Source organism: Achromobacter sp., assembly GCF_050285565.1.
GTDB lineage: Bacteria > Pseudomonadota > Gammaproteobacteria > Burkholderiales > Burkholderiaceae_B > Achromobacter.
Window position 1 is genome coordinate 94447 of record NZ_JBLZXG010000002.1, and the last position, 20186, is coordinate 114632.

At 67.4% G+C, this 20186-nt stretch carries 19 protein-coding genes and 2 tRNA genes; 16 read left to right on the plus strand and 5 right to left on the minus strand.

The window, feature by feature from the left end; all coding sequences use genetic code 11:
* The first annotated feature begins 8 nt into the window (after nucleotides 1-8).
* From ACN6O8_RS03535 to ACN6O8_RS03545, 3 genes are read left to right on the plus strand one after another with little or no spacing between them, the layout of a single operon-like run.
* Complete coding sequence (locus ACN6O8_RS03535) at nucleotides 9-1049, plus strand: 4-hydroxythreonine-4-phosphate dehydrogenase PdxA (protein WP_427989692.1); 1041 nt, start codon at nucleotides 9-11, stop codon at nucleotides 1047-1049.
* Between the two features lie 58 nt (nucleotides 1050-1107).
* Entirely contained in the window at nucleotides 1108-2280 is a 1173-nt protein-coding gene (locus ACN6O8_RS03540; protein WP_427989693.1) for an L-rhamnonate dehydratase, read from the plus strand.
* Between the two features lie 5 nt (nucleotides 2281-2285).
* The gene (locus tag ACN6O8_RS03545) at nucleotides 2286-3221 is read left to right on the plus strand and encodes a dihydrodipicolinate synthase family protein (protein WP_427989694.1); all 936 of its coding nucleotides are present in this window, start codon (nucleotides 2286-2288) and stop codon (nucleotides 3219-3221) included.
* Nucleotides 3222-3280: 59 nt separating this feature from the next.
* Here ACN6O8_RS03545 and ACN6O8_RS03550 read toward each other — a convergent pair whose 3' ends face one another.
* Together ACN6O8_RS03550 and amaB are read right to left on the minus strand one after the other, a co-directional pair.
* Entirely contained in the window at nucleotides 3281-4564 is a 1284-nt protein-coding gene (locus tag ACN6O8_RS03550; protein ID WP_427989695.1) for a phospholipase A, read from the minus strand.
* A 139-nt stretch (nucleotides 4565-4703) separates the two neighbouring features.
* Nucleotides 4704-6206, minus strand: coding sequence for an L-piperidine-6-carboxylate dehydrogenase (amaB, locus tag ACN6O8_RS03555; protein WP_427989696.1), 1503 nt, complete (start codon nucleotides 6204-6206; stop codon nucleotides 4704-4706).
* A 127-nt stretch (nucleotides 6207-6333) separates the two neighbouring features.
* Between amaB and ACN6O8_RS03560 the strand changes: the two genes are divergently transcribed.
* From ACN6O8_RS03560 to ACN6O8_RS03590, 7 genes are all read left to right on the plus strand, one after another.
* Nucleotides 6334-7089, plus strand: a complete 756-nt coding sequence (locus ACN6O8_RS03560; RefSeq protein WP_427990154.1) for an amino acid ABC transporter ATP-binding protein — start codon at nucleotides 6334-6336, stop codon at nucleotides 7087-7089.
* Nucleotides 7090-7310: 221 nt separating this feature from the next.
* Nucleotides 7311-8102, plus strand: coding sequence for an ABC transporter substrate-binding protein (locus tag ACN6O8_RS03565; protein ID WP_427989697.1), 792 nt, complete (start codon nucleotides 7311-7313; stop codon nucleotides 8100-8102).
* A 37-nt stretch (nucleotides 8103-8139) separates the two neighbouring features.
* Nucleotides 8140-8832, plus strand: a complete 693-nt coding sequence (locus tag ACN6O8_RS03570; RefSeq protein ID WP_427983806.1) for an amino acid ABC transporter permease — start codon at nucleotides 8140-8142, stop codon at nucleotides 8830-8832.
* Between the two features lie 2 nt (nucleotides 8833-8834).
* Nucleotides 8835-9524, plus strand: a complete 690-nt coding sequence (locus ACN6O8_RS03575) for an amino acid ABC transporter permease (protein WP_427989698.1) — start codon at nucleotides 8835-8837, stop codon at nucleotides 9522-9524.
* 25 nt (nucleotides 9525-9549) lie between these two features.
* Nucleotides 9550-10842, plus strand: a complete 1293-nt coding sequence (locus tag ACN6O8_RS03580; protein ID WP_427989699.1) for an NAD(P)/FAD-dependent oxidoreductase — start codon at nucleotides 9550-9552, stop codon at nucleotides 10840-10842.
* Between the two features lie 12 nt (nucleotides 10843-10854).
* Nucleotides 10855-11439 (plus strand): helix-turn-helix domain-containing protein, encoded by a 585-nt coding sequence (locus tag ACN6O8_RS03585; RefSeq protein ID WP_427989700.1) that lies wholly within the window; start codon nucleotides 10855-10857, stop codon nucleotides 11437-11439.
* Between the two features lie 105 nt (nucleotides 11440-11544).
* A tRNA-Arg gene (locus tag ACN6O8_RS03590) sits at nucleotides 11545-11621 on the plus strand.
* 280 nt (nucleotides 11622-11901) lie between these two features.
* Here the strand turns inward: ACN6O8_RS03590 and aqpZ are convergent.
* Nucleotides 11902-12618 carry an aquaporin Z gene (gene aqpZ / locus ACN6O8_RS03595; RefSeq protein WP_427989701.1) on the minus strand — a complete coding sequence of 239 codons (717 nt, stop codon included), beginning with the start codon at nucleotides 12616-12618 and terminating at the stop codon, nucleotides 11902-11904.
* Between the two features lie 639 nt (nucleotides 12619-13257).
* On the opposite strand from aqpZ, the gene ACN6O8_RS03600 reads away from it, so the two are divergent.
* From ACN6O8_RS03600 to ACN6O8_RS03615, 4 genes are all read left to right on the plus strand, one after another.
* Nucleotides 13258-13330: transfer RNA gene (locus ACN6O8_RS03600), tRNA-Ile, on the plus strand.
* Between the two features lie 71 nt (nucleotides 13331-13401).
* A complete protein-coding gene (locus tag ACN6O8_RS03605) occupies nucleotides 13402-13893 on the plus strand; it encodes a DUF4232 domain-containing protein (protein ID WP_427990155.1) in 492 nt (163 codons plus the stop codon).
* A gap of 233 nt (nucleotides 13894-14126) precedes the next feature.
* Nucleotides 14127-15125, plus strand: coding sequence for a cation diffusion facilitator family transporter (locus ACN6O8_RS03610; RefSeq protein WP_427989702.1), 999 nt, complete (start codon nucleotides 14127-14129; stop codon nucleotides 15123-15125).
* Nucleotides 15126-15139: 14 nt separating this feature from the next.
* Nucleotides 15140-15691 (plus strand): cytochrome b, encoded by a 552-nt coding sequence (locus tag ACN6O8_RS03615; RefSeq protein WP_427989703.1) that lies wholly within the window; start codon nucleotides 15140-15142, stop codon nucleotides 15689-15691.
* A gap of 23 nt (nucleotides 15692-15714) precedes the next feature.
* Here ACN6O8_RS03615 and ACN6O8_RS03620 read toward each other — a convergent pair whose 3' ends face one another.
* Together ACN6O8_RS03620 and ACN6O8_RS03625 are read right to left on the minus strand one after the other, a co-directional pair.
* A complete protein-coding gene (locus ACN6O8_RS03620; RefSeq protein ID WP_427989704.1) occupies nucleotides 15715-16827 on the minus strand; it encodes a glycosyltransferase family 4 protein in 1113 nt (370 codons plus the stop codon).
* A 36-nt stretch (nucleotides 16828-16863) separates the two neighbouring features.
* Nucleotides 16864-17814 carry a glycosyltransferase family 9 protein gene (locus ACN6O8_RS03625; protein WP_427989705.1) on the minus strand — a complete coding sequence of 317 codons (951 nt, stop codon included), beginning with the start codon at nucleotides 17812-17814 and terminating at the stop codon, nucleotides 16864-16866.
* 418 nt (nucleotides 17815-18232) lie between these two features.
* Between ACN6O8_RS03625 and ACN6O8_RS03630 the strand changes: the two genes are divergently transcribed.
* Together ACN6O8_RS03630 and ACN6O8_RS03635 are read left to right on the plus strand one after the other, a co-directional pair.
* The gene (locus ACN6O8_RS03630; RefSeq protein WP_427989706.1) at nucleotides 18233-19603 is read left to right on the plus strand and encodes a PLP-dependent aminotransferase family protein; all 1371 of its coding nucleotides are present in this window, start codon (nucleotides 18233-18235) and stop codon (nucleotides 19601-19603) included.
* Nucleotides 19604-19646: 43 nt separating this feature from the next.
* Nucleotides 19647-20174 carry a DedA family protein gene (locus ACN6O8_RS03635; RefSeq protein ID WP_427989707.1) on the plus strand — a complete coding sequence of 176 codons (528 nt, stop codon included), beginning with the start codon at nucleotides 19647-19649 and terminating at the stop codon, nucleotides 20172-20174.
* The last annotated feature ends 12 nt before the right edge of the window (nucleotides 20175-20186 follow it).

Genomic DNA, 20186 nt, shown 5'->3' on the forward strand with positions numbered 1-20186 from the left:
ACCGCAGCATGAACATCGACCGCAATTGCGCCAAGCCCGTCATCGCCCTGACGCTGGGCGACCCCGCCGGCATCGGCCCCGAACTGATCGCGCGCCTGCTGGCGCGGCCCGAGGCGACGCGGCTGGCCAACATCGTGCTGGTGGGCGACGAATGGCTGTGGCGCGAAGGCCAGCGCGTGGCCGGCGTGCAGGTGGCCACGCAGGCGGTGGACGGCTTCGGCGCGGTGCGGACGCGGCCCGATACCGGCGCGCCGGCATGGCTGTCGATGAACACCGTGCGACGCGAGGACGTCAACCTGGGCCAGGCGCAGGCGCCCGGCGGCGCCTCGGTGCTGCGGGTGCTGGACGCCTGCATGGATGCGGCGCTGGGCCACCACATCGACGCCATCTGCTTCGCGCCATTGAACAAGCACGCGATGAAGCAGGGCGGCCTGCGCCATGACGACGAACTGCACCACTTCGCGCAGTACCTGGGCGTGACCGGCTACTTCTGCGAATTCAACACGCTGGGCGAGCTGTGGACCGCGCGCGTGTCTTCGCACATCCCGCTCAAGGACGCCGCCGCCGCGCTCAGCATCGACGGCATCAAGGCCGCCACGCGCCTGATCTACCAGTCGCTGCGGGCCAACGGCGTGGCCGCGCCGCGGGTGGCGGTGGCGGCCTTCAACCCGCATGGCGGCGACGGCGGCACCTGCGGGCGCGAAGAGGTCGACATCATCGCGCCCGCGGTGCGCCAACTGAACCAGGAAGGGCTGCCGGTGCAGGGGCCGTTTCCGGCCGACACGATCTTCCTGAAGGCGCAGGCGGGCGAGTTCCAGGCCATCGTCACCATGTACCACGACCAGGGCCAGATCGCGATCAAGCTGCTGGGCTTCTCGCGCGGGGTGACGGTGCAGGGCGGCCTGCCGATCCCGATCACCACGCCGGCCCACGGCACCGCCTACGACATCGCCGGCCAGGGGCGCGCCAACGCCGACGCCACCTGGCAAGCGTTCCGCATCGCCTGCCGCATGGGCCTGTCGCACCGCGCCGCGCGCGCGGCGGCCTGAGGCGGCGCGCCTGTCCCGTTGACTGAATCGTTCGAGCCCCCTTCCGCAGGAAATCACCATGAAGATCAAATCCGTTCGCGCCCGTGTCTATGAGTGGACCGGCAAGACCGTGCCGCCGCAAGGCAACTTCTGCTCCAACGCCATGGACCTGCTGTATTCGCCGCAGGAAACCATGAGCACCTTCCGCTTCCACGGCTGGACGGTGGTCGAGGTCGAGACCGACGACGGCATCGTCGGCCTGGGCAACGTGGCGCTGGCCCCGCGGGTGGCCAAGGCCATCATCGACCAGTACCTGGCGCCGCTGGTGATCGGCCAGGACCCGTGGGACTACGAATACCTGTGGCAGCGCATGTACCGCGCCACCCACGCCTGGGGCCGCAAGGGCGTGACCATGGCGGCGATCTCGGGCGTGGACCTGGCGATCTGGGACATCCTGGGCAAGTCGGTCGGCAAGCCGGTCTTCAAGCTGCTGGGCGGGCGCACCAAGGAGAAGATCCCGGTCTATTACTCCAAGCTGTATCGCACCGACCTCAACGCCATGCAGCAGGAGGCACAGACCTATCTGGACCAGGGCTTCAAGGCGTTCAAGATGCGCTTCGGCTACGGCCCGGCGCACCTGCAGCGCGGCGTGTCGGAGAACCTGAAATCGGTCGAGGCCGTGCGCGAGGTGATCGGCTACGACACCGACCTGATGCTCGAATGCTACATGGGCTGGAACCTGGAATACGCCAAGCGCATGCTGCCCAAACTGGAGAAGTTCGAGCCGCGCTGGCTGGAGGAACCGGTGATCGCCGACGACATCGACGGCTATGCCGAACTGAACCAGTTGACGTCCATCCCGATCTCGGGCGGCGAGCACGAGTTCTCGCTGTACGGCTTCAAGCAGTTGCTGGACCGCAAGGCGGTGTCGGTGGTGCAGTACGACACCAACCGCGTCGGTGGCATCACCGCCGCGCACAAGATCAATGCCCTGTGCGAAGCCTACAGCGTGCCGGTGATTCCGCACGCCGGCCAGATGCACAACTACCACCTGACCATGAGCACGCTGGCCTCGCCCATGAGCGAGTACTTCCCGATGTTCGACGTGGAAGTGGGCAACGAGTTGTTCTACTACATCTTCGACGGCGAACCGGTGGCCAGGGACGGCTTCATCGACCTGGACGACAACAAGCCGGGGCTGGGCCTGAGCCTGAAGACCGAATACCTGAAAGACTTCAACATCATCGAGTGAGCGCCATGACCACGACGACTGTGCCGGCGCCGCGCTATCGCGGCATCTTCCCGGTGGTGCCCACCATCTTCACCGAATCGGGCGAGCTGGACCTGCCCGGCCAGAAGCGCGCGGTCGATTTCATGATCGACTGCGGCGTCGACGGCCTGTGCATCCTGGCCAACTTCTCCGAGCAGTTCTCGCTCTCGGACGACGAGCGCGAGGTGCTGACGCGCACGCTGCTGGAACACGTGGCCGGCCGGGTGCCGGTGATCGTCACCACCACGCACTACGGCACCCGCGTGTGCGCGGCGCGCAGCCGCCGCGCACAGGATCTGGGCGCGGCCATGGTGATGATCATGCCGCCCTACCACGGCGCCACCCTCCGCGTGTCGGAGGAACAGGTGTTCGCCTTCTTCCAGCAGGTGTCGGACGCCATCGACATCCCCATCATGATCCAGGACGCGCCGGTCGCCGGCACGCCGCTGCCGGCCGCGCTGCTGGCGCGCATGGCGCGCGAGATCGCGCAGGTGTCGTACTTCAAGATCGAAACCGCCGGCGCGGCCTGCAAGCTGCGCGACCTGATCGCGCTGGGCGGCGCGGCGGTGCAAGGGCCGTGGGACGGCGAAGAGGCCATCACGCTGCTGCCGGACCTGGACGCCGGCGCCACCGGATCGATGACCGGCGGCGGCTTCGCCGATGGCATCCGGCCGATCATCGAGGCGCATCGGCAAGGCCGCCGCGACGAGGCCTACCGCCTGTATGAGCGCTGGCTGCCGCTGATCAACTACGAGAACCGCCAGGGCGGCATCCTGACCGCCAAGGCCTTGATGCAGGCCGGCGGCGTGATCGCCTGCGACGCCCCGCGCCATCCGTTTGCCGCCATGCGCCCGGAGGTGCGGCAAGGCTTGCTGGACGTGGCGCGGCGGCTGGACCCGCTGGTGCTGCGCTGGGGCCGCTGAAAGCGGCTCCGCAATGAGCCCTTGAAGGGGGGCGCCGGCCAGCGGCCGCGGCGCCCGTCTCAGGGCACGATCGACAGGCCGACGCGGAACTGCGACTCGTTGCGCTGGTTGTAGCCCAGCAGCGTTTCGCCGTAGCCGTTGAAGTACTGCAAGTGCAGGTAGCCGTTCATGTTGAGCCAGGTGCGTTGCAGCGGCCAGGCGAAATCCAGTTGGGTGGTGCGGCGGCGCTGGTCGCCCTGGCGGTACATGGCCGACACCACCGCGCCGTTGTCCTGCGCCCAGCGCAGGTTCCAATCGACGCGGCCGGCATAGTCGGCGTAGTCGGAGTTTTCGCTGGCCACGCCGAAATAGGCCTTGACCTTGGGCGCGAAGGTCAGCGTGCTGCCGCCGTCGAAGCGGTAGTTGAACTGCGGCTGGATATAGGCGTCGTTGACCGAGCGCGAGTCGTCGCCGGCCTTGCCGTTGGAGTTGTGCTCGACGCCGGTGTTCATGCCCAGGCGCCAGTTCTGGTTTTGCGACGACCAGATGTCGTCGGACAGCCAGAACACGCTGGGGTTGAAGGTGGTGTCGATGAAGGGCATGGAGTCGCCCTGCAGATCCCACAGCGAGGTCTGGGTGTAGCCCAGGTAGAAATTCTCGCCCCAGGTGGCCGGGCGGTTGCCGGACGGGCTGAACAGCCGGTACTTGGCGCTGATCTGGAAACGCGCGGTGGTCTGGCCGCGCGTGCCGATATCGAAATACACCGGCTTGTATTCGGAGATCGCGCTGCGGAAACGGTCGAACGCCGTTTGCTGCACCGTTGGCGAGACCGCCGCGTCCGGCGCCGGGCCGCCTTCGGGCGAGGCGCCGACCGCGCTCACCACGGCCGGCGGCACCGGCTGGCCGGTGCGCGCGTCCACCACCGGGCCGGCGGCCGGGGTGCTGGCCAGCGTGCCGCTGTCGCGGCCGCTGGCGTCCAGCGCCATCATGGCCGGCTGGCCCTCGATGGCAATGGCCTGCAGGCCGCGGGCGCTGGCGGGCACCTCGGCGCTCCAGGCCATGCGCGCGAAATTGTTGACCGGCACGCTGTAGCTGGCCTTGCCGCCTTGCAGTCTGGCCAGGCTGCGCACGATCCGGCCATCCTGACCGCGCCATTGCAGCACCAGCTCGGGCGGCGCCTGCCAGGTGGCGCGGGCATTGCCTTCATTGAAGTACACGGCTTCGATGGTGACGGTCTCGCCGGGGGCCGCGGACGGCCGATCCAGCCGGTACGACACGCCGGCGGCCGCGGTGCCGCCCAGGCCCAGGGCCAGGGCGGCGCAGAGGGGGCGCAAGGGGAGAGCGATGCGTCGGGACATGGTCATGAAAAGGCGGTTCGAATTGTGACGAAGCAATGTAGCATCGCCCCGGCCTACATTTTGTAAGCCAGGCTTATCGGATGTAGGACATGCAACATGCGCGCGGTGCGGTGGGCGCGCCGCCTCGTGCCCACCGGCTCGCGGCTTACTCGCCGAACTTGATGCCCTGCGCCAGCGGCAGGTTGCGCGAGTAGTTGATGGTGTTGGTGGCGCGGCGCATGTAGTTGCGCCAGGCGTCCGAGCCCGACTCGCGGCCGCCGCCGGTTTCCTTTTCACCGCCGAAGGCGCCGCCGATCTCGGCGCCCGAGGTGCCGATGTTGACGTTGGCGATGCCGCAGTCCGAGCCCGCGGCCGACAGGAAGGTCTCGGCCTCGCGCAGGTCATTGGTGAAGATGGCCGACGACAGGCCCTGCGGCACGCCGTTCTGCAGCGCCAGCGCGTCGCTGAAATCGCTATAGCGCATCACGTACAGGATCGGCGCGAAGGTCTCGTGGCAGACCACATCGGTCTGGCCCGGCATCTCGGCGATGGCCGGACGCACGTACCAGGCGTCGGGGTACTGGTCGGCCAGCACGCGCTCGCCGCCGGTGACCTTGCCGCCCTGTTCGACGGCCGCCTTCAGCGCGGCCTGCATGGCGTCGAACGAGGCCCGGTCGATCAGCGGGCCGACCAGGTTCTTGCCGTCCAGCGGGTTGCCGATGGGGGCGCTGGCATAGGCCTGGTGCAGGCGTTGCAGCAGGTCGTCGGCCACGCTTTCGTGCACGATCAGGCGGCGCGTGGTGGTGCAGCGCTGGCCGGCGGTGCCGATGGCGCCGAAGACGATGCCGCGCGCGGCCATGTCCAGGTCGGCGGTGGGGCCGACGATGATGGCGTTGTTGCCGCCCAGTTCCAGCAGCACGCGGCCGAAGCGCTGCGCCACGCGCGGGCCGACCTGGCGGCCCATGCGGGTCGAGCCGGTGGCCGACACCAGCGCCACGGTGTGCGAATCCACCAGGGCCTCGCCGATGTCGCGGCCGCCGATCAGCACTTCCGACAGGCCCGCCGGCGCATCGCCGAAGCGCTGCAGCGCCTGCGCGAACAGCGCCTGGCAGGCCAGCGCGGTCAACGGCGTCTTTTCCGACGGCTTCCAGACCACGGCGTTGCCGCACACCAGCGCCAGCGCGGCGTTCCAGGACCACACCGCCACGGGGAAGTTGAAGGCGCTGATGACGCCCACCACGCCCAGCGGATGCCAGGTTTCCATCATGCGGTGGCCGGGGCGCTCGGAGGCGATGGTCAGGCCGTACAACTGGCGCGACAGGCCCACGGCGAAGTCGCAGATGTCGATCATTTCCTGCACCTCGCCTTCGCCCTCGGCCAGGATCTTGCCGGCTTCCAGGCTGACCAGCCGGCCCAGTTCGCGCTTGTGCTGGCGCAGGGTTTCGCCGAACAGGCGCAGCAGTTCGCCGCGGCGCGGCGCCGGCACGTCGCGCCAGGCCAGGCTGGCCTGGCGCGCGCGGGTGATGGCCGCATGGGCCTGCGCCACCGTGTGTTCGTGCACCTGCGCCAACTCGGCGCCGTCGATCGGGCTGCGGGCGACCAGCGTGCCGCCGGTCAGGGTCGCGGGGTTGAGTCCGAGTGCGCGCAGGATGTCTTGGGGCGTGTCCATACCGTTTCCTTGGAGATGCCTGCGAAGGAAGGGGCCTTCGCTTAAGGGTTATGCCTAAGTGGCGATTCTGGAAATAAATTTACTATACGAAACTCCAGCGCGAAATGCGAAACCTTTTTTGAAGGCGATGCTCGTGGCAGAACCCTTGCTCGTAGTCGAGGCGGTCACCAAGACCTACCAGCGCGACGGCCAGCCCGATCACCTGGCGCTGGCCGGCATCGACTGCAGCCTGGCGCGTGGCGAGGTGCTGGTGGTGGTGGGGCCGTCGGGCTCGGGCAAGAGCACTTTCCTGCGCACCCTCAATGGCCTGGAGCGCATCGACAGCGGCACTATCCGCGTCGATGGCGTGTCGCTGACCGACCCGGCCACCGACGTCAACCGCTGGCGCACCGATGTCGGCATGGTGTTCCAGCACTTCAACCTGTTCCAGCATCGCACCGCGCTCGACAACGTGGCCCTGCCGCAGCGCGTGGTGCGCGGCCGCGACCGGGCCCAGGCCGAACGCTACGCGCTCGAACTGCTGGACCGGGTCGGCATGGCCGACTACGGCGCGCGCTATCCCAGCCAGTTGTCCGGCGGCCAGCAGCAGCGCGTGGCGATCGCCCGCGCCCTGGCGATGGACCCCAAATTGATGCTGTTCGACGAGGCCACCTCGGCGCTCGACCCCGAGACCGTCGGCGGCATCCTGGAATTGATGCGCGCCCTGGCGCGCGACGGCATGACCATGGCGGTGGTGACGCACGAGATGGGCTTTGCCCGCGATGTGGGCGACCGCGCCCTGTTCATGGACGCCGGCCGCATTGTCGAGTCCGGCACCCCGGCCGAGGTGTTCGGCCAGCCGAAAGAGGCGCGCACCCGCGCGTTCCTGGAAAAGATCCTGTAGCGGGCCGTCGGCGCCTGGCCCGCGTTGCCGTTCCTAGTTGCGCAGCACGCAGTCTTCGTATCTCGCAGTCTTCGCAGCACGCATTCATCGCAGCACGCATTCATCGCAGCAAGCAGCACGCAGCAAGCAGCAAGCAGGGCCGGTCCGGCCTGACCGGGCGCCGCCGGCATCAGGGGTACGCCCGGAACGACACACCTCATCCACCTTTGAAGGGGAAGCAAATGCTGAAAATCAAACAATGGCTAGGCGCCGCCGGCGTCGCGCTGGTCGTGACCGCCATCGCCCAGCCGGCCCGGGCCGATGAGCTGTCCGACATCATCAAGCGCGGCGAATTGCGCGTGGCGGTGCAGACCTCCGGCCCATTGATGAGCTTCATGGACAAGAGCGGCAAGCGCACCGGCCTGGCGGTCGAGGTGGCCAAGCGCATGGCCGACGACCTGGGCGTCAAGCTGGTGCTGCAGGACTACGAATGGAAGGGCCTGATCCCGGCCCTGCTGTCCGGCAAGGCCGACATGGTGGCCGCCGACATGACGCCGACGCCGCAACGCGCCGCCCAGGTGCTGTTCTCGGCGCCGATGTTCTACGCCGACACCGTCGCCGTGGTGCCCAAGGACTCGCCCTACAAGTCGTACGCGGAACTGGACAAGGACGGCGTGACCGTCGGCGTGCTGGGCGCCAGCACCTACGCCGAGGTCGGCAAGAAGATGCTGCCCAAGGCCACCCTCAAGGAATTCTCCGGCGGCAGCGCGCCGGTCGGCCAGGCGCTGTCCACCGGCCGCCTGGACGCCGGCATCATGTCGCTATCCACCGCCAACCAGTTCCTGGTCGACTTCGGCAACCTGCGCGTGCTGGACGGCATCATGGTGCGCGAGCCGCTGGCCTTCGCCGTCGGCCCCAACGCCTTTCGCCTGAAGTTCTGGCTCGACAACTGGCAGACGCTCAAGACCGCCGACAACACGCTGCCCGAACAGGTCAAGTACTGGTATTCGACCGACTGGAAGAAAGACCACTGATCGCGCGCCCTTGCCACCACTGACCGACAGGACCTGAATGGACTGGCTGATCGACTACTACAACTGGCGCATCGTCAGCCAGTACACGGGCCAGTTCGCCACCGGGCTGGCCAACACCCTGATCGCGGCCGGCGCCAGCCTGGTGCTGTCGGTGCTGGCCGGCGTGCCGCTGGCGCTGGCGCGCATGTCGCCGCGCGCCGCGGTCTGGCGGCCGGTGGCGGGCTACGTGCAGTTCATCCGCTCGACCCCGCTGCTGGTGCAGATCTACCTGGTGTATTACGCGGTGCCGATGCTGGTGCCCGGCGCCAAGGGCTGGAGCGAAATGCTGCTGGGCATCCTGGCCATGACGCTGCACCACGCCGCCTACATGAGCGAGATCATCCGCGTCGGCATCGAGTCGGTGCCGCGCGGCCAGATCGAGGGCGCCAAGGCCTGCGGCATGAACTACCGCCAGCGCCTGCGCTACGTGGTGCTGCCGCAGGCCTTCGCCAACACGCTGCCGCCGCTGCTGGGGCAGACCGCCGTGCTGATCAAGGACACCTCGCTGCTGTCGCTGATCACGGTCTTCGAACTGGTGGCCGCCGGCGTGCAGATGAACAGCGACCGCATCGTGCCCACCGAGAGCTTCCTGACCATCGCGGCCGGCTACCTGCTGATCTACGCCGTGATGCTGTTGCTGTCCCGGGGCGTGAGCCTGTGGCTGGCCGGTCCCGCCTGGAACGCGAGGTAAGCATGCTGGATTCCTACCTGTCCACCGCCGGCGTGGTGCTGCCGTTTCTGCTCAAGGGCTTCTGGGAGACGCTGAAGATCTCATTCGTGGCGATCATCGCCGGCTCGCTGCTAGGCTTTGTCATCGGCGTGATCCGCAGCTACCGCATCCGCGGCCTGCATCAGGTGCTGGGGTTGTACATTCACGTGCTGCGCGGCACGCCGTTCCTGGTGCAGCTCTATATCTTCTACTTCGTGCTGCCCGGCACCGGCATCGCGCTGCTGCACTGGGATTCCAGCACCGCCGCGTTCGTGTCGCTGTCGGTCTACACCTCGTGTTACGTGGCCGAGATCGTCACCGGCGCCATCCGCGCCGTGCCGCGCGGCCAGACCGAGGGTGCCATGACGCTGGGCCTGCGGCCGCTGCAGATCCTGCGGCTGGTGATCCTGCCGCAGGCCATGCGCCTGATCGTGCAGCCCATGAGCGGCGTCTACGTCATGCTGATCAAGAGCACCGCCATCCTGTCGGTGGTCGGCATCACCGAACTGACGCGGCAGGGCGAGGTCTTCATCATTACTTTCCCGGCGAAGTCGCTGTTCATCTACGGCATGATCGCCGTCATCTATTTCCTGTACTGCTACCCGCTGCTGCGCCTGGCCTCCTGGCTGGAGAAGCGCCTGACCGGCGGATTGCAGGGCGCCGGGCTGAACTAGGGCCTGCCAACGCGAACCCGAGACCATGGCCACTGACTACATCGATACCTATTACAAGCGCACGCTGGGCGATGCCGAGACCTATTACGCGCCTTTGGCGGGCACGGCCGAGGCCGATGTCTGTGTGGTGGGCGCGGGCCTGGCCGGCCTGACGACGGCGCTGGAACTGGCCCGGCGCGGCCGCGCGGTGACGCTGCTGGAAGGGCGCCGCATCGCCTGGGGCGCCTCGGGCCGCAACGGCGGCTCGGTGTCGCCGGCGTTCTCGGCCGGCGCCGACGCCATCCGCCAACATGTCGACGAGGATCACTACCGCCAGCTCTACCGGCTGTCGATGGAGGGCGTGGAGATCATCCGCGACAACATCCGCGAGCTGCGCATCGACGATGCCCACAAGGTCGACGGCCGCCTGCGCGTGGTGCGCTACGAAGCCACCGAGGCGTTGCGGCGCCATTGCGAGGACCAGTGGCGCGACTTCGGCCGCGACGTGCGCCTGCTGGGCCGCGCCGAGGTGCGCGAACGGCTGCTGTCCGACGCCTACTTCCAGGGCATCGAGGATCTGTCCTCGTTCCACTTCCATCCGCTCAACTATGCCCGCGCCCTGGCGCGCGAGTGCGCGCGGCTGGGCGTGCGCATCCACGAGGACACACCCGTGACCGAGGCCCGGCTGGAGGGCGCGGCCAAGCGGCTGCGCACCGCCGCCGGCCAGGTCGACGCCCGTACCGTGGTGCTGGCCACCGGCGGCTATACCGGCGCGGTGGTGCCGGCGCTGCGGCGGGCCATGTTGCCCATCGCCACCTACATCATGCTGACCGAGCCGCTGGGCGAGCGGGTGCGCGAAGCCATCCGCACCCAGGCCGCCATCGGCGACGACCGCCGCGCCGGCAACTATTACCGGGTGCTGGAAGGCGGACGCATCGGCTGGGGCAGTAGAATCACCACCCGTGTCGACGATCCGCCCGATCTGGCCGAATCCCTGCGCCGCGAACTGCTCAGCGTCTACCCCCAATTGCAGGGGCTGCGCGTCGAGACCGCGTGGTCCGGGCGCATGGCCTACGCGCGGCATCTGATGCCGCAGATCGGCAGGCTGGCGCCGGACGTCTGGTATTGCACGGCCTTCGGCGGCCATGGCATGAATACCACCGCCATCGGCGGCCGGGTCGTGGCCGAAGGGATCACCGGCGACAGCCGGCGCTACCGGCTGTTCGAGCCCTTCGGGCTGGCCTGGAACGGCGGCGCGTTGGGCACGGCGGCGGTTCAACTCACATATTGGTCTTACCAGGCGCGCGATTGGTGGCGGGAGCGGCAGTCGCGCGCATGACAGGGTGTACAGATGCAAGGCAACAAACAGAGCGTGTTGGCACAACGGCTGCGAGCCCTGCGCCGGGCGCGCGATTGGACGCTCAAGCAGGCGGCGCAGGCCACCGGCGTGGCTGCGTCCACCCTCTCGAAAATCGAGAACGGCCTGCTCTCGCCCACCTATGACAACCTGATCAAGATCGCGGCCGGCCTGGAGTTGGACGTGGCCGAGCTGTTCACCGCCTCGGACGCCCATATGGGTACCGGCCGCCGCAGCCTCAGCCGCCAGGGCGAGGGCCGCCAGTACGAAACCCCGTATTACGATCACCGCCTGCTCTGTACCGCGCTGTCGCACAAGCGCATGATGCCGTTCCACACCCGCGTCAAGGCGCGTTCTTTCGACGAGTTCCAGGACTGGAGCCGCCACGGCGGCGAGGAATTCGTCTACGTGCTGGAAGGCGAGGTCGAGCTGTACACCGAGTTCTACGAGCCGGCGCGCCTGAAGGCCGGCGAGAGCTTCTATATCGACAGCCGCATGGGCCACCGGGTGATCAGCCTGAGCAAGCAGGACGCGCTGGTGCTGTGGGTGTCGACCCACGCCGACCTGGGCGAGGCGTGATTCCGTCGGCCTGATAAGCCGGGCCGGCCGGCGGCATGGTGCCACGGCCCGCGGCAACAGGGTAAAATGCGCCGCCCGGAGCTTTTCCGGGCAGCCACACACCGCGCGGCAGTAGCTCAGTTGGATAGAGCACGGGCCTTCTAAGCCTGAGGTCGGGGGTTCGATCCCCTCCTGCCGCGCCAGAATCGCCCAGGGAATCAAGTGTTTACGCGGGTTTGTTGGGCGCTGACACGGCAATTGTTGGGCCAGCGTTAGAACATCACGTAGCAGATGCGCGCTTGATGCGCCGCCGGTCATCGTGCCGATGGGGCGTTGCCGGGTTGGCGTGCGCGACGAAGTCGTGGGCGTCGGTATCGCGTCGTTCCAGCTGCAGCCATTTGGAGCATACGCGCTCTTAGAGGGTGAGGGCAGAAAGCCATCGCAGGGTTTTGCCCCATCCTCGTTTCGCAATCCTGTTTGAGTTTAGGTCTGCGTGGTTTCCGGTGCGCTGCTGACCAAGCGGTAGGCAACCGCGCCAACGATGGCTCCGAAGATGGGAGCTGCCCAGAACAACCACAGTTGCGCCAACGCCCAATCTCCGACAAATAGCGCCGGCCCCGTCGAACGCGCAGGGTTCACCGACGTGTTGGTGACTGGGATGCTAATTAGGTGGATGAGAGTGAGTGTCAGGCCGATGGGAATGGCCGCGAAGCCGGCCGGCGCCCCTTTGCTGGTGGCACCCAGAATGACGAAGATGAAGCCTGCGGTCAGGACGATTTCGGTAACCAGGGCCGACGTCATCGAGTATTTGCCCGGCGAATGCTCTCCATAACCGTTGGCGGCGAAATGGCTAGTCTTCAGATCAAAGCCCACTTGGCCGTAAGCGATGTATGCCAGCACGGAAGCGGCAACAATGGCGCCCAGAACTTGCGCTACCACGTAGGGCACAATGTCCTTGGCCGGAAAGCGACCGCCTGCCACTAGACCCACCGTTACGGCCGGGTTGAAATGCCCGCCCGAGATATGGCCCACGGCAAACGCCATCGTCAAAACCGTCAGGCCGAACGCCAAGGCCACGCCCGCATACCCGATTCCCAGGTTCGGTACGCCGGCAGATATAACGGCGGAACCGCAGCCGCCCAGCACGAGCCAGAACGTGCCGAAGAACTCGGCACCGCATCGCTTTGACAGTGAATGCATGGCGTATCTCCCTTCTGTTTACCGGTGAATCTGCCACGAAAACGCGTGCCTGTAGACGCATATCGAAGCACCAATATCACCTGAGCTTCCAATCGTTGATGCGGTGGCGATCCATCTGCACGGGCCATGCATTAATAGCCGCGTCCAGAGTTGAGATTCCCTTGGCATAAAATCGCATGGCACTTCACTGGGCGATATTTTTTTCTGCCGCTTGTTGTTGAATTCCTCCATAAGTTCGAAGCGCTGCTGCCTCCGGTGCACGCGTTGGGGCCCCAACCCAAGTCCTCTGTGGCGGCCGGTGTGGGCGTTGCGAGCGTGTCGAACCTGTCGCTCGGGCGACCGTATCGCAGGCGGAACATGGCGGTTCCAGTCGATCTTGTCCCGGGCGGTCGGATTTAGGGAGCTATCTCAAAACGCTCCCGCGTCAAGCCAAAACACGCCCATCAGCCGTCAGCGTTATCTTTAAGCATCTCGCGAGCTGAGTGGCATGCCTGGAAATATTGACATGTGCTGGACGTGCTTATCACGCTCGATGCTCCTTGGAACCTCAGAGGCCATCATTCACACGACTTTTCGCTTGGCGACATAGAACCCCGTCAGCGTGGCAGATTCCCCTTTGTTTGCCTTGTTGTCTGCGTTGCTCCTGTAGCTCAATGGTTAGAGCAGCCGACTCATAATCGGTTGGTTGCGCGTTCAAGTCGCGCCGGGAGCACTATTTCGGGCGAGAGCAAGACTACGGAGTACGACATGGGCAGTTTGCGAATATTAGTTCTATGTTTCGCGATGACCGCATTTGTGGGGGCAGTATCCGCTGCGCATGTAGTCGATGGGGGCGTATCTCCTGAGCCGCCACGGCCATGCTCGCAGCATGAATTGAAATTCCATCTCGACAATGCGCAAGGGGAGTTCGATGGCATGTCGCAGTCTGGAACGCTTCTGGTCGTAGAGAATGTAGGCCAATCATTTTGCACGGTTCCCGCTCGGCCAAGGGTGATTTTCACGGACGCGGATGGGCAGCCGTTGCGGATCGATGCGCGTACCGCAATGGGTATGGTTCCCGGCCCGGTGTTATTGCCACTGTCGATACCCGCGGGCGGTAAGCTTGTCAGTGAAGCCCGATGGGTATCAAGCGACGCCTATGGCGGAAACAACTGCCTGGCCCCGGCATTCTTGGTGGCTCGTGTTGGCGACGCGGCATTCCGCGTCGCGTTCGCTGGGCAGCTTTGTGGTCCAGCCGGAAAGCATGTCACGTATTCACTTTCTCCATGGAAGTAGCGGCACATAACGCGCCCACGGCCACCGTGGGTTTCAAAATGAGGTCCCGAGCCGCGCAGCGCGTGGCCTGCCGCATGCGAGTGCAATGCGTGTCGAATCTCATTGCGCCTCGCACTCCGGCCGTGGGCGCGCATCTGGACGCGCCGTGGCGTTCATCATTGGTTCAGGAATTGATGCTTATGCTTCAGGCCCGATGCCTGTAGGCTAAGATTTCAAAAATTGGAGCAATGAGCATGGTGCCTTTCCCGCCTCCGCCCGATGACCCGGAGGATCTCGCGCATACCCCGGCCGAACGCGCCGCCGCGGCCTCCCGCAGCACGTGGGTCAGTGTCGGCGTCAATGTGGCGCTGGCCAGCACCCAGGTCACCGTCGGCGTCTTCTCCAAATCCCAAGGCTTGATCGCCGACGGCATCCACTCCCTGTCCGACCTGCTGGCCGACTTTGTCGTGCTGGTGGCCAACCGGCATAGCCAGAAAGAGGCCGATGCCGACCATCCCTACGGCCATTACCGTTACGAGACGGCAGCTTCGCTGGCGCTGGGCATGCTGTTGCTGCTGGTCGGCGGCGGCATGCTCTGGACGGCGATCGGCAAGCTGGAGCATCCCGACTCGGTGCCGCAGGTGCACGCGGTGGCTTTGTGGGTGGCGTGCGGGGCGCTGGTGGCCAAGGAGCTGTTGTTCCGCTATATGCTGGCCGTGGCCAAGCGCGTGAAGTCCAGCATGCTGGTGGCCAACGCCTGGCACGCGCGCTCCGACGCGGCCTCGTCGCTGGTGGTGGGCATTGGCATCGTCGGCAACCTGGCGGGCTACCCGTTGCTGGATCCGGTCGCGGCGGCCATCGTCGGCTTCATGGTGGCAAGAATGGGCTGGAGCTTCGGTTGGGACGCCCTGCACGACCTGATGGATCGCGCGGTCGACGAAGAAGAGACCGCCGCCATCCGGCGCACGCTGCTGGAAACGCCGGGCGTGCGGGGGGCGCATGACCTGCGCACCCGCAAGATGGGCGACATGATCGTGGCCGACGCGCACCTGGAAGTGGATGCCTCGCTGAGCGTCGACGAAGGCCACCGCATCGCCGTGCAGGCCCGTCAGCGGGTGATGCAGCGGCACCGTGTGTTGAATCTCATGACCCACGTCGACCCGTGGAACGCTACGGCGCCCGCCGGCGCGGCGACGCGGGGGGACGCAAGCCGGCCGGGCGTCGGGGGCGGCCATTCCGCCAACGGACTTTGACAATAGGAAACATCATGGCACTGAAGAACTCCGAAGCGAAGTATGGAAGCCTCGTCATCGGCATACACTGGCTGATGCTGGTGGTTCTGGCGTTGGTCTATGCCTGTATGGAACTGCGTGGCCTGGCCACGAAGGGCAGCGATCTGTACAACAACATGAAGGCGCTGCATTTTTCGCTGGGGTTGTGCGTGATCGCGCTGGTGGCCCTGCGCATCGTGATCCGCGTGGCCGCGGGCGCCGCGCCCGGCGTCGCGCCGCCGATGCCGCGATGGCAGGATGCGCTGGCGCGGCTCATGCACTATGCCTTGTACGCCTTCATGATCGCGACCCCGTTGCTCGGGTGGCTGACGCTCAGTGCCGGCGGCAAGCCGATCCTGCTGTTCGGTCTGGCCGTGCCGCCCCTGGTGGGCGCCGACGAAGCGCTGGCCCGCCAGGTAAAGGAGGTGCACGAAACGTTGGCCACCGTCGGGTATTTCCTGGTGGGCCTGCACGCGGCCGCGGCGCTGTTTCACCACTACGTCACCCGCGACAATACGCTGGTGCGCATGTTGCCCGGCCGCCGTTGACGCGGGCGCGCTGGGTGCCGGGGTCAGTCCCGCGCCCGGGCGCGGGCATAGACATCCAGCGTGCGCTGCATCTGGCCGGCCAGGCGGAAGTGCGATTCGGCATGGGCGCGGGCGCGGGCCACGGCGGCAGCGGTGGCGGCGGGATCGTCGCGGATCCGCATGATGCGGTCGACGAAGCCGTCGATGTCGCCCGGCTCGGCCAGCCAGCCGGTGGCGCCGGGCCGCACAATCTCGGGCAGCCCGCCGACGTTGCTGGCCACCACCGGGCAGCGCGCCGCGAACGACTCCGGCACCACCCGCGACCAGGCCTCGGTGGCCGACGGCACCAGCACCACGTCGCAGGCATGGATCATGTCGGCCACGTCGGTGCGATGGCCGGCGAACACCACGTGTTCGGCAATGCCGAGCCGCGCCGCCAGGGTGCGCAGTTCGTCCGCGTATGACTGGGTGGTGGCGGTGGCCATGCCCACCACCAGGGCGGTTGCCGGCACCGCCTGGCGGCGCAGCCGCAGCACCACGCGCAGCAGGTCGGCCTGGCGTTTTTCGGGGCGCAGCATGCCGATGGTCGAGATCACGTAGTCGCGTGGATCCAGCGCCAGTTCACGCCGCACCTGGCGGCGCACGCCGGCTTTGTCGGCGGCGCGGAAGAACTCGTCGCCGGCCCATTCGCCCACCACGCTGATGCGGCTGGCGGGCGCCAGGCCGGCGTCGACCAGCGCGTCGCGTCCGGCCGCGCTGGTGGCGATCACCTGGTCGCAGCCCAGCTTCCATTCGAGCCGGCGGCGCAGGCTGGTGGGCATGGGCTTGGCGAAATGGCGGGTGCGCACGACGGCGCACAGATCGCGGCACAGCGCGCCGGCCTTGGCGTCGGCGCGGCTATGGCTGTCGATGACGTCGATGTGCAGGCGCCTGACGGCGCGCCGCAGCCGCAGCAGCGTGCGCGGCGAGTACGGCGAATCGAAATCGATGTCGACGGTGACGAGGCCGCGCTGACGTGCCGCCTGGTTGATGGCGCTGCCGGCCGGCGCGGCGATGGCCGCGTCGTGGCCGTGGCGCGCCAGCCAGCCGGCCTGCTCCAGCGTGCGGAATTCGAGGCCGCCGAGGCTCTTTTCACCGAGCGTGTGCAGAATGCGCATAAAAAAGGTCGCGAAAAAGGGATCGGCAGGATGCCGCTAGGCCGGCATGGGGCGGGTGCGGGACAGCGCCCGCGTACAGGCGTGCAGCACCTGCTCCGGGCGGATGGCGTTGATGCCCGCGCGCGGCTCGCGCGGCACCACCTCGACCGCGCCGCGCCGGCGCCAGAACCACTCGGGATTGGGCTGGTTGAAGACGCCGACATACGGCACGCCGACGGCCTGCGCCACGTGCGAGGGGCCGCAGTCATTGGCCACCACCAGGCGGGCGCGCAGCATGAGGGCGCTCAGTTCCGACAACGGCCGGCAATAGGCCACGTCGATGTCGCCGCGTCGCAGCGCATCGAGCTCGGCGCGTTCGCGCGCCTCCTGCCGGCCCAGCACGAAGGTGTAGCGGGTGTCGGCGCCCAGCAGGGTCTTGAGGCTGTCGGCCAGCCGCAGGTAGTGGGCCAGGCTCCAGCGCTTGAAGGGCCCCGAGCCGCCGCCCGGCAGGAATACCACATCGCTGCCGCGCGGGTTGTGCCGGTGCGGCCGGGCCAGTTCCGCGAAGCAGCGGCGCGCGACGTGCTCGGCGTCCAGCGGCCGATACGTCGCCAGCAGGCGCAGGTTGGCCAGGCCGATGTATTCGCTTTCGTCCTTGCGGTGGCAATGCGTCCATACCAGGTCGCTGATGCGCGCATTGCGAAATCCCATGCGGATCGCCGGCGGCCGCAACAGGTTGATCAGGCCGAAGCGCTCGCTGCTGTGATGCAGGTTGACGGAAACCTGCGTGCGACCGGTCAGGCTGCGGGCGTAATCGAGCAGGCTGCGGGCGCGCAGGAATTCGTCGACCCAGGGCAGGCCGCGATAGATGTGGCCGACGTCATCGCGCGCCACCACCTTGAGCCGCCTTTCGGGCCACCAGGCCTTGAGCTGGTACAGCGTGGCGAAGGCGACGATCTGGTCGCCCAGCTGGGGTTGGCTTCTGACGTAGACAACGATGTCCGACACGCGATCTCTCCGGGGTGGCCGATGCATTGGCTACGCAATCTAAAGGAGCGCGGGCGGAAACCTTCTTCGATAGATTTAAAGAATGTGAAGATTGGGTCGGCGCGGCTTAAAAGAAATACATATCTGAAATCGCCGCGCTGGCGCGTCAGGTACGACCGCTCCCCTGCCGGCGGCAGGCGGCATGGGGTGTTGCGCAGCGTGGCCCGCACTGGCGCCGTGCGCGCCGCTTGGCATTACGTCCATCAGCCTGGGAGCGGGTTTCGGCGGCGGGCGCGCAACGGCATCGGGACGGCCCGGAAAATACCGTACAAGATTCCTGATGTATGGACTCAAACCGTGTTTGTTGCCATACTGATCAATTGACCCCACCCATGCATTGCGTCATTTTGACGCAATAGAATCCATGCATAACGACGACATGTCTGCATCCTGGCCGCTGACGTTCATCCGCGGCGCCGGCCCGCGCTACCGCCAGATCGCCGATTTCATCGAGCGCGCGGTGGCCGCCAACCGCATGCAGCCGGGCGACCGCCTGCCGCCGCAGCGGCGCCTGGCGCAGCACCTGGGCGTGGACCTGACCACCGTCACGCGCGCCTACGCCGAGGCCGGCCAGCGCGGCCTGATCGAGGCGCACGGGCCGCAGGGCACCTTCGTCGCGCGGCCGGCCGAGCAGCCGTTGCGGCAGATGCTGGACCTGGGCATGAACATGCCGCCGCTGCCGTTGGGCTGCGACTTGCAAGACCTGCTGCGGCGCGGCCTGGCCAAGGCCATCGAGCGCCACGACGTCGGCGTGATGATGGCGTATCACCAGGCCGGCGGCGGCCCGGCCGAACGCGAGGCCGGCGCGCAATGGCTGTCGCAGTCGGTCGAGCGCGTCGAGCCGGACCGGGTGCTGGTGTGTCCCGGCGCGCAGGCCGCCCTGGCGGCGGTGATGCTGGCCTACAGCCGGCCCGGCGACGGCATCATTGCCGAGCCGCTGGTCTACCCCGGCCTGTTGACCGCGGCGCGGCAACTGGGCCGGCGGGTGCTGGTGGCCGAAACCGACGCCGACGGCATGACGCCCGCCGGACTGGAGCGCGCCTGCCGCGAGGGGGGGCGCCTGGTCTACCTGAATCCCACGCTGCAGAATCCCACCGCCCACACCCTGAGCGCGGCGCGCCGCCGCGACCTGGTGCGCGCGGCGGTGGCCTGCGGCGCGCGCATCATCGAGGACGACCCGTATTCGCTGTTCCTGGATGGCGCGCCGCCGGCACTGGCCAGCCTGGCGCCGGCCTCGGTGTTCTACATCGCCACGCTGGCCAAGACCCTGACCCCGGGGCTGCGCACCGCGTTCGTGCTCAGCCCCGACCAGGACAGCCGCCGCAACGTGCTGGCGGCGATGCGCTCGTTCGCCGTGATGGCCGCGCCGCTGATGGGCGTGCTGACCACGCAGTGGATCGCCAGCGGCACCGCGCGGCAGATCCTGGACGGCGTGCGCGCCGAGGCCCATGCGCGCCAGCAACTGGCGCGCCAGTGGCTACCCGGGCCGTTTCCCGCGACCGCGGCGGGCATCCACCTGTGGCAGCCGTTGCCCGACCGCTGGACCGCGGCCGACCTGGAGCGGGTGGCGCGCGACGAAGGCCTGAGCGTGACCTCGTCGGAGGCTTTCCACCTGGGCCTGGGCGCGCCCAACGCCATCCGCATCTCGCTGGGCAGCATTCCCGAGCGCGCCGCGCTGGCACAGGCCCTGGAGCGGCTCGCCGGCCTGGTGCGCCGGCACCCGCACGGCCTGCGCGATGTGATCGTCTGAGACCGGTAAGATGGCCTTGATGCCTGTCCGGTGCTGATGCCCCATGCTGTTCGAGACTTTCCATTTCCTGCAGGAAACCCTGGCCGATTTCGCCCGCAGCCACGCCGATTGGCTGGCGCCGCTGGGCTTCGCGTTCGCCTTCCTGAAGTCGCTGCCCCTGGTGGCGCTGGTGATCCCCGGCACCGCGTTGCTGCTGTCGATCGGCGCGATCCTGGGATTGGGCGAGAGCGCCTTCGTGCCGGTCTGGCTCGCCATCGCGATCGGCGCGGCGCTGGGCGACTGGGTGCAGTATGCCTGCGGCGTGTGGTTCGGGCCTGGCCTGACGCAATCGAAGCCGCTGCGCAAACGCCCCGGGCTCCTGCATCGCAGTACGGTATTCATTCAGAAGTGGGGCGTGCTCAGCATCGTGCTGTGCCGTTTCTTCGGGCCCCTGCGCGCCACCGTGCCGATGATCGCCGGCATCTGCGGCATGCGCGCCGCCGCGTTCCAGATCGCCAACTGGGCTTCGGCGTTCCTGTGGGCGGCGGCGCTGCTGCTGCCCGGCTGGTGGGGCACGCGCGCGCTCCTGTGACAGGACTGGCGC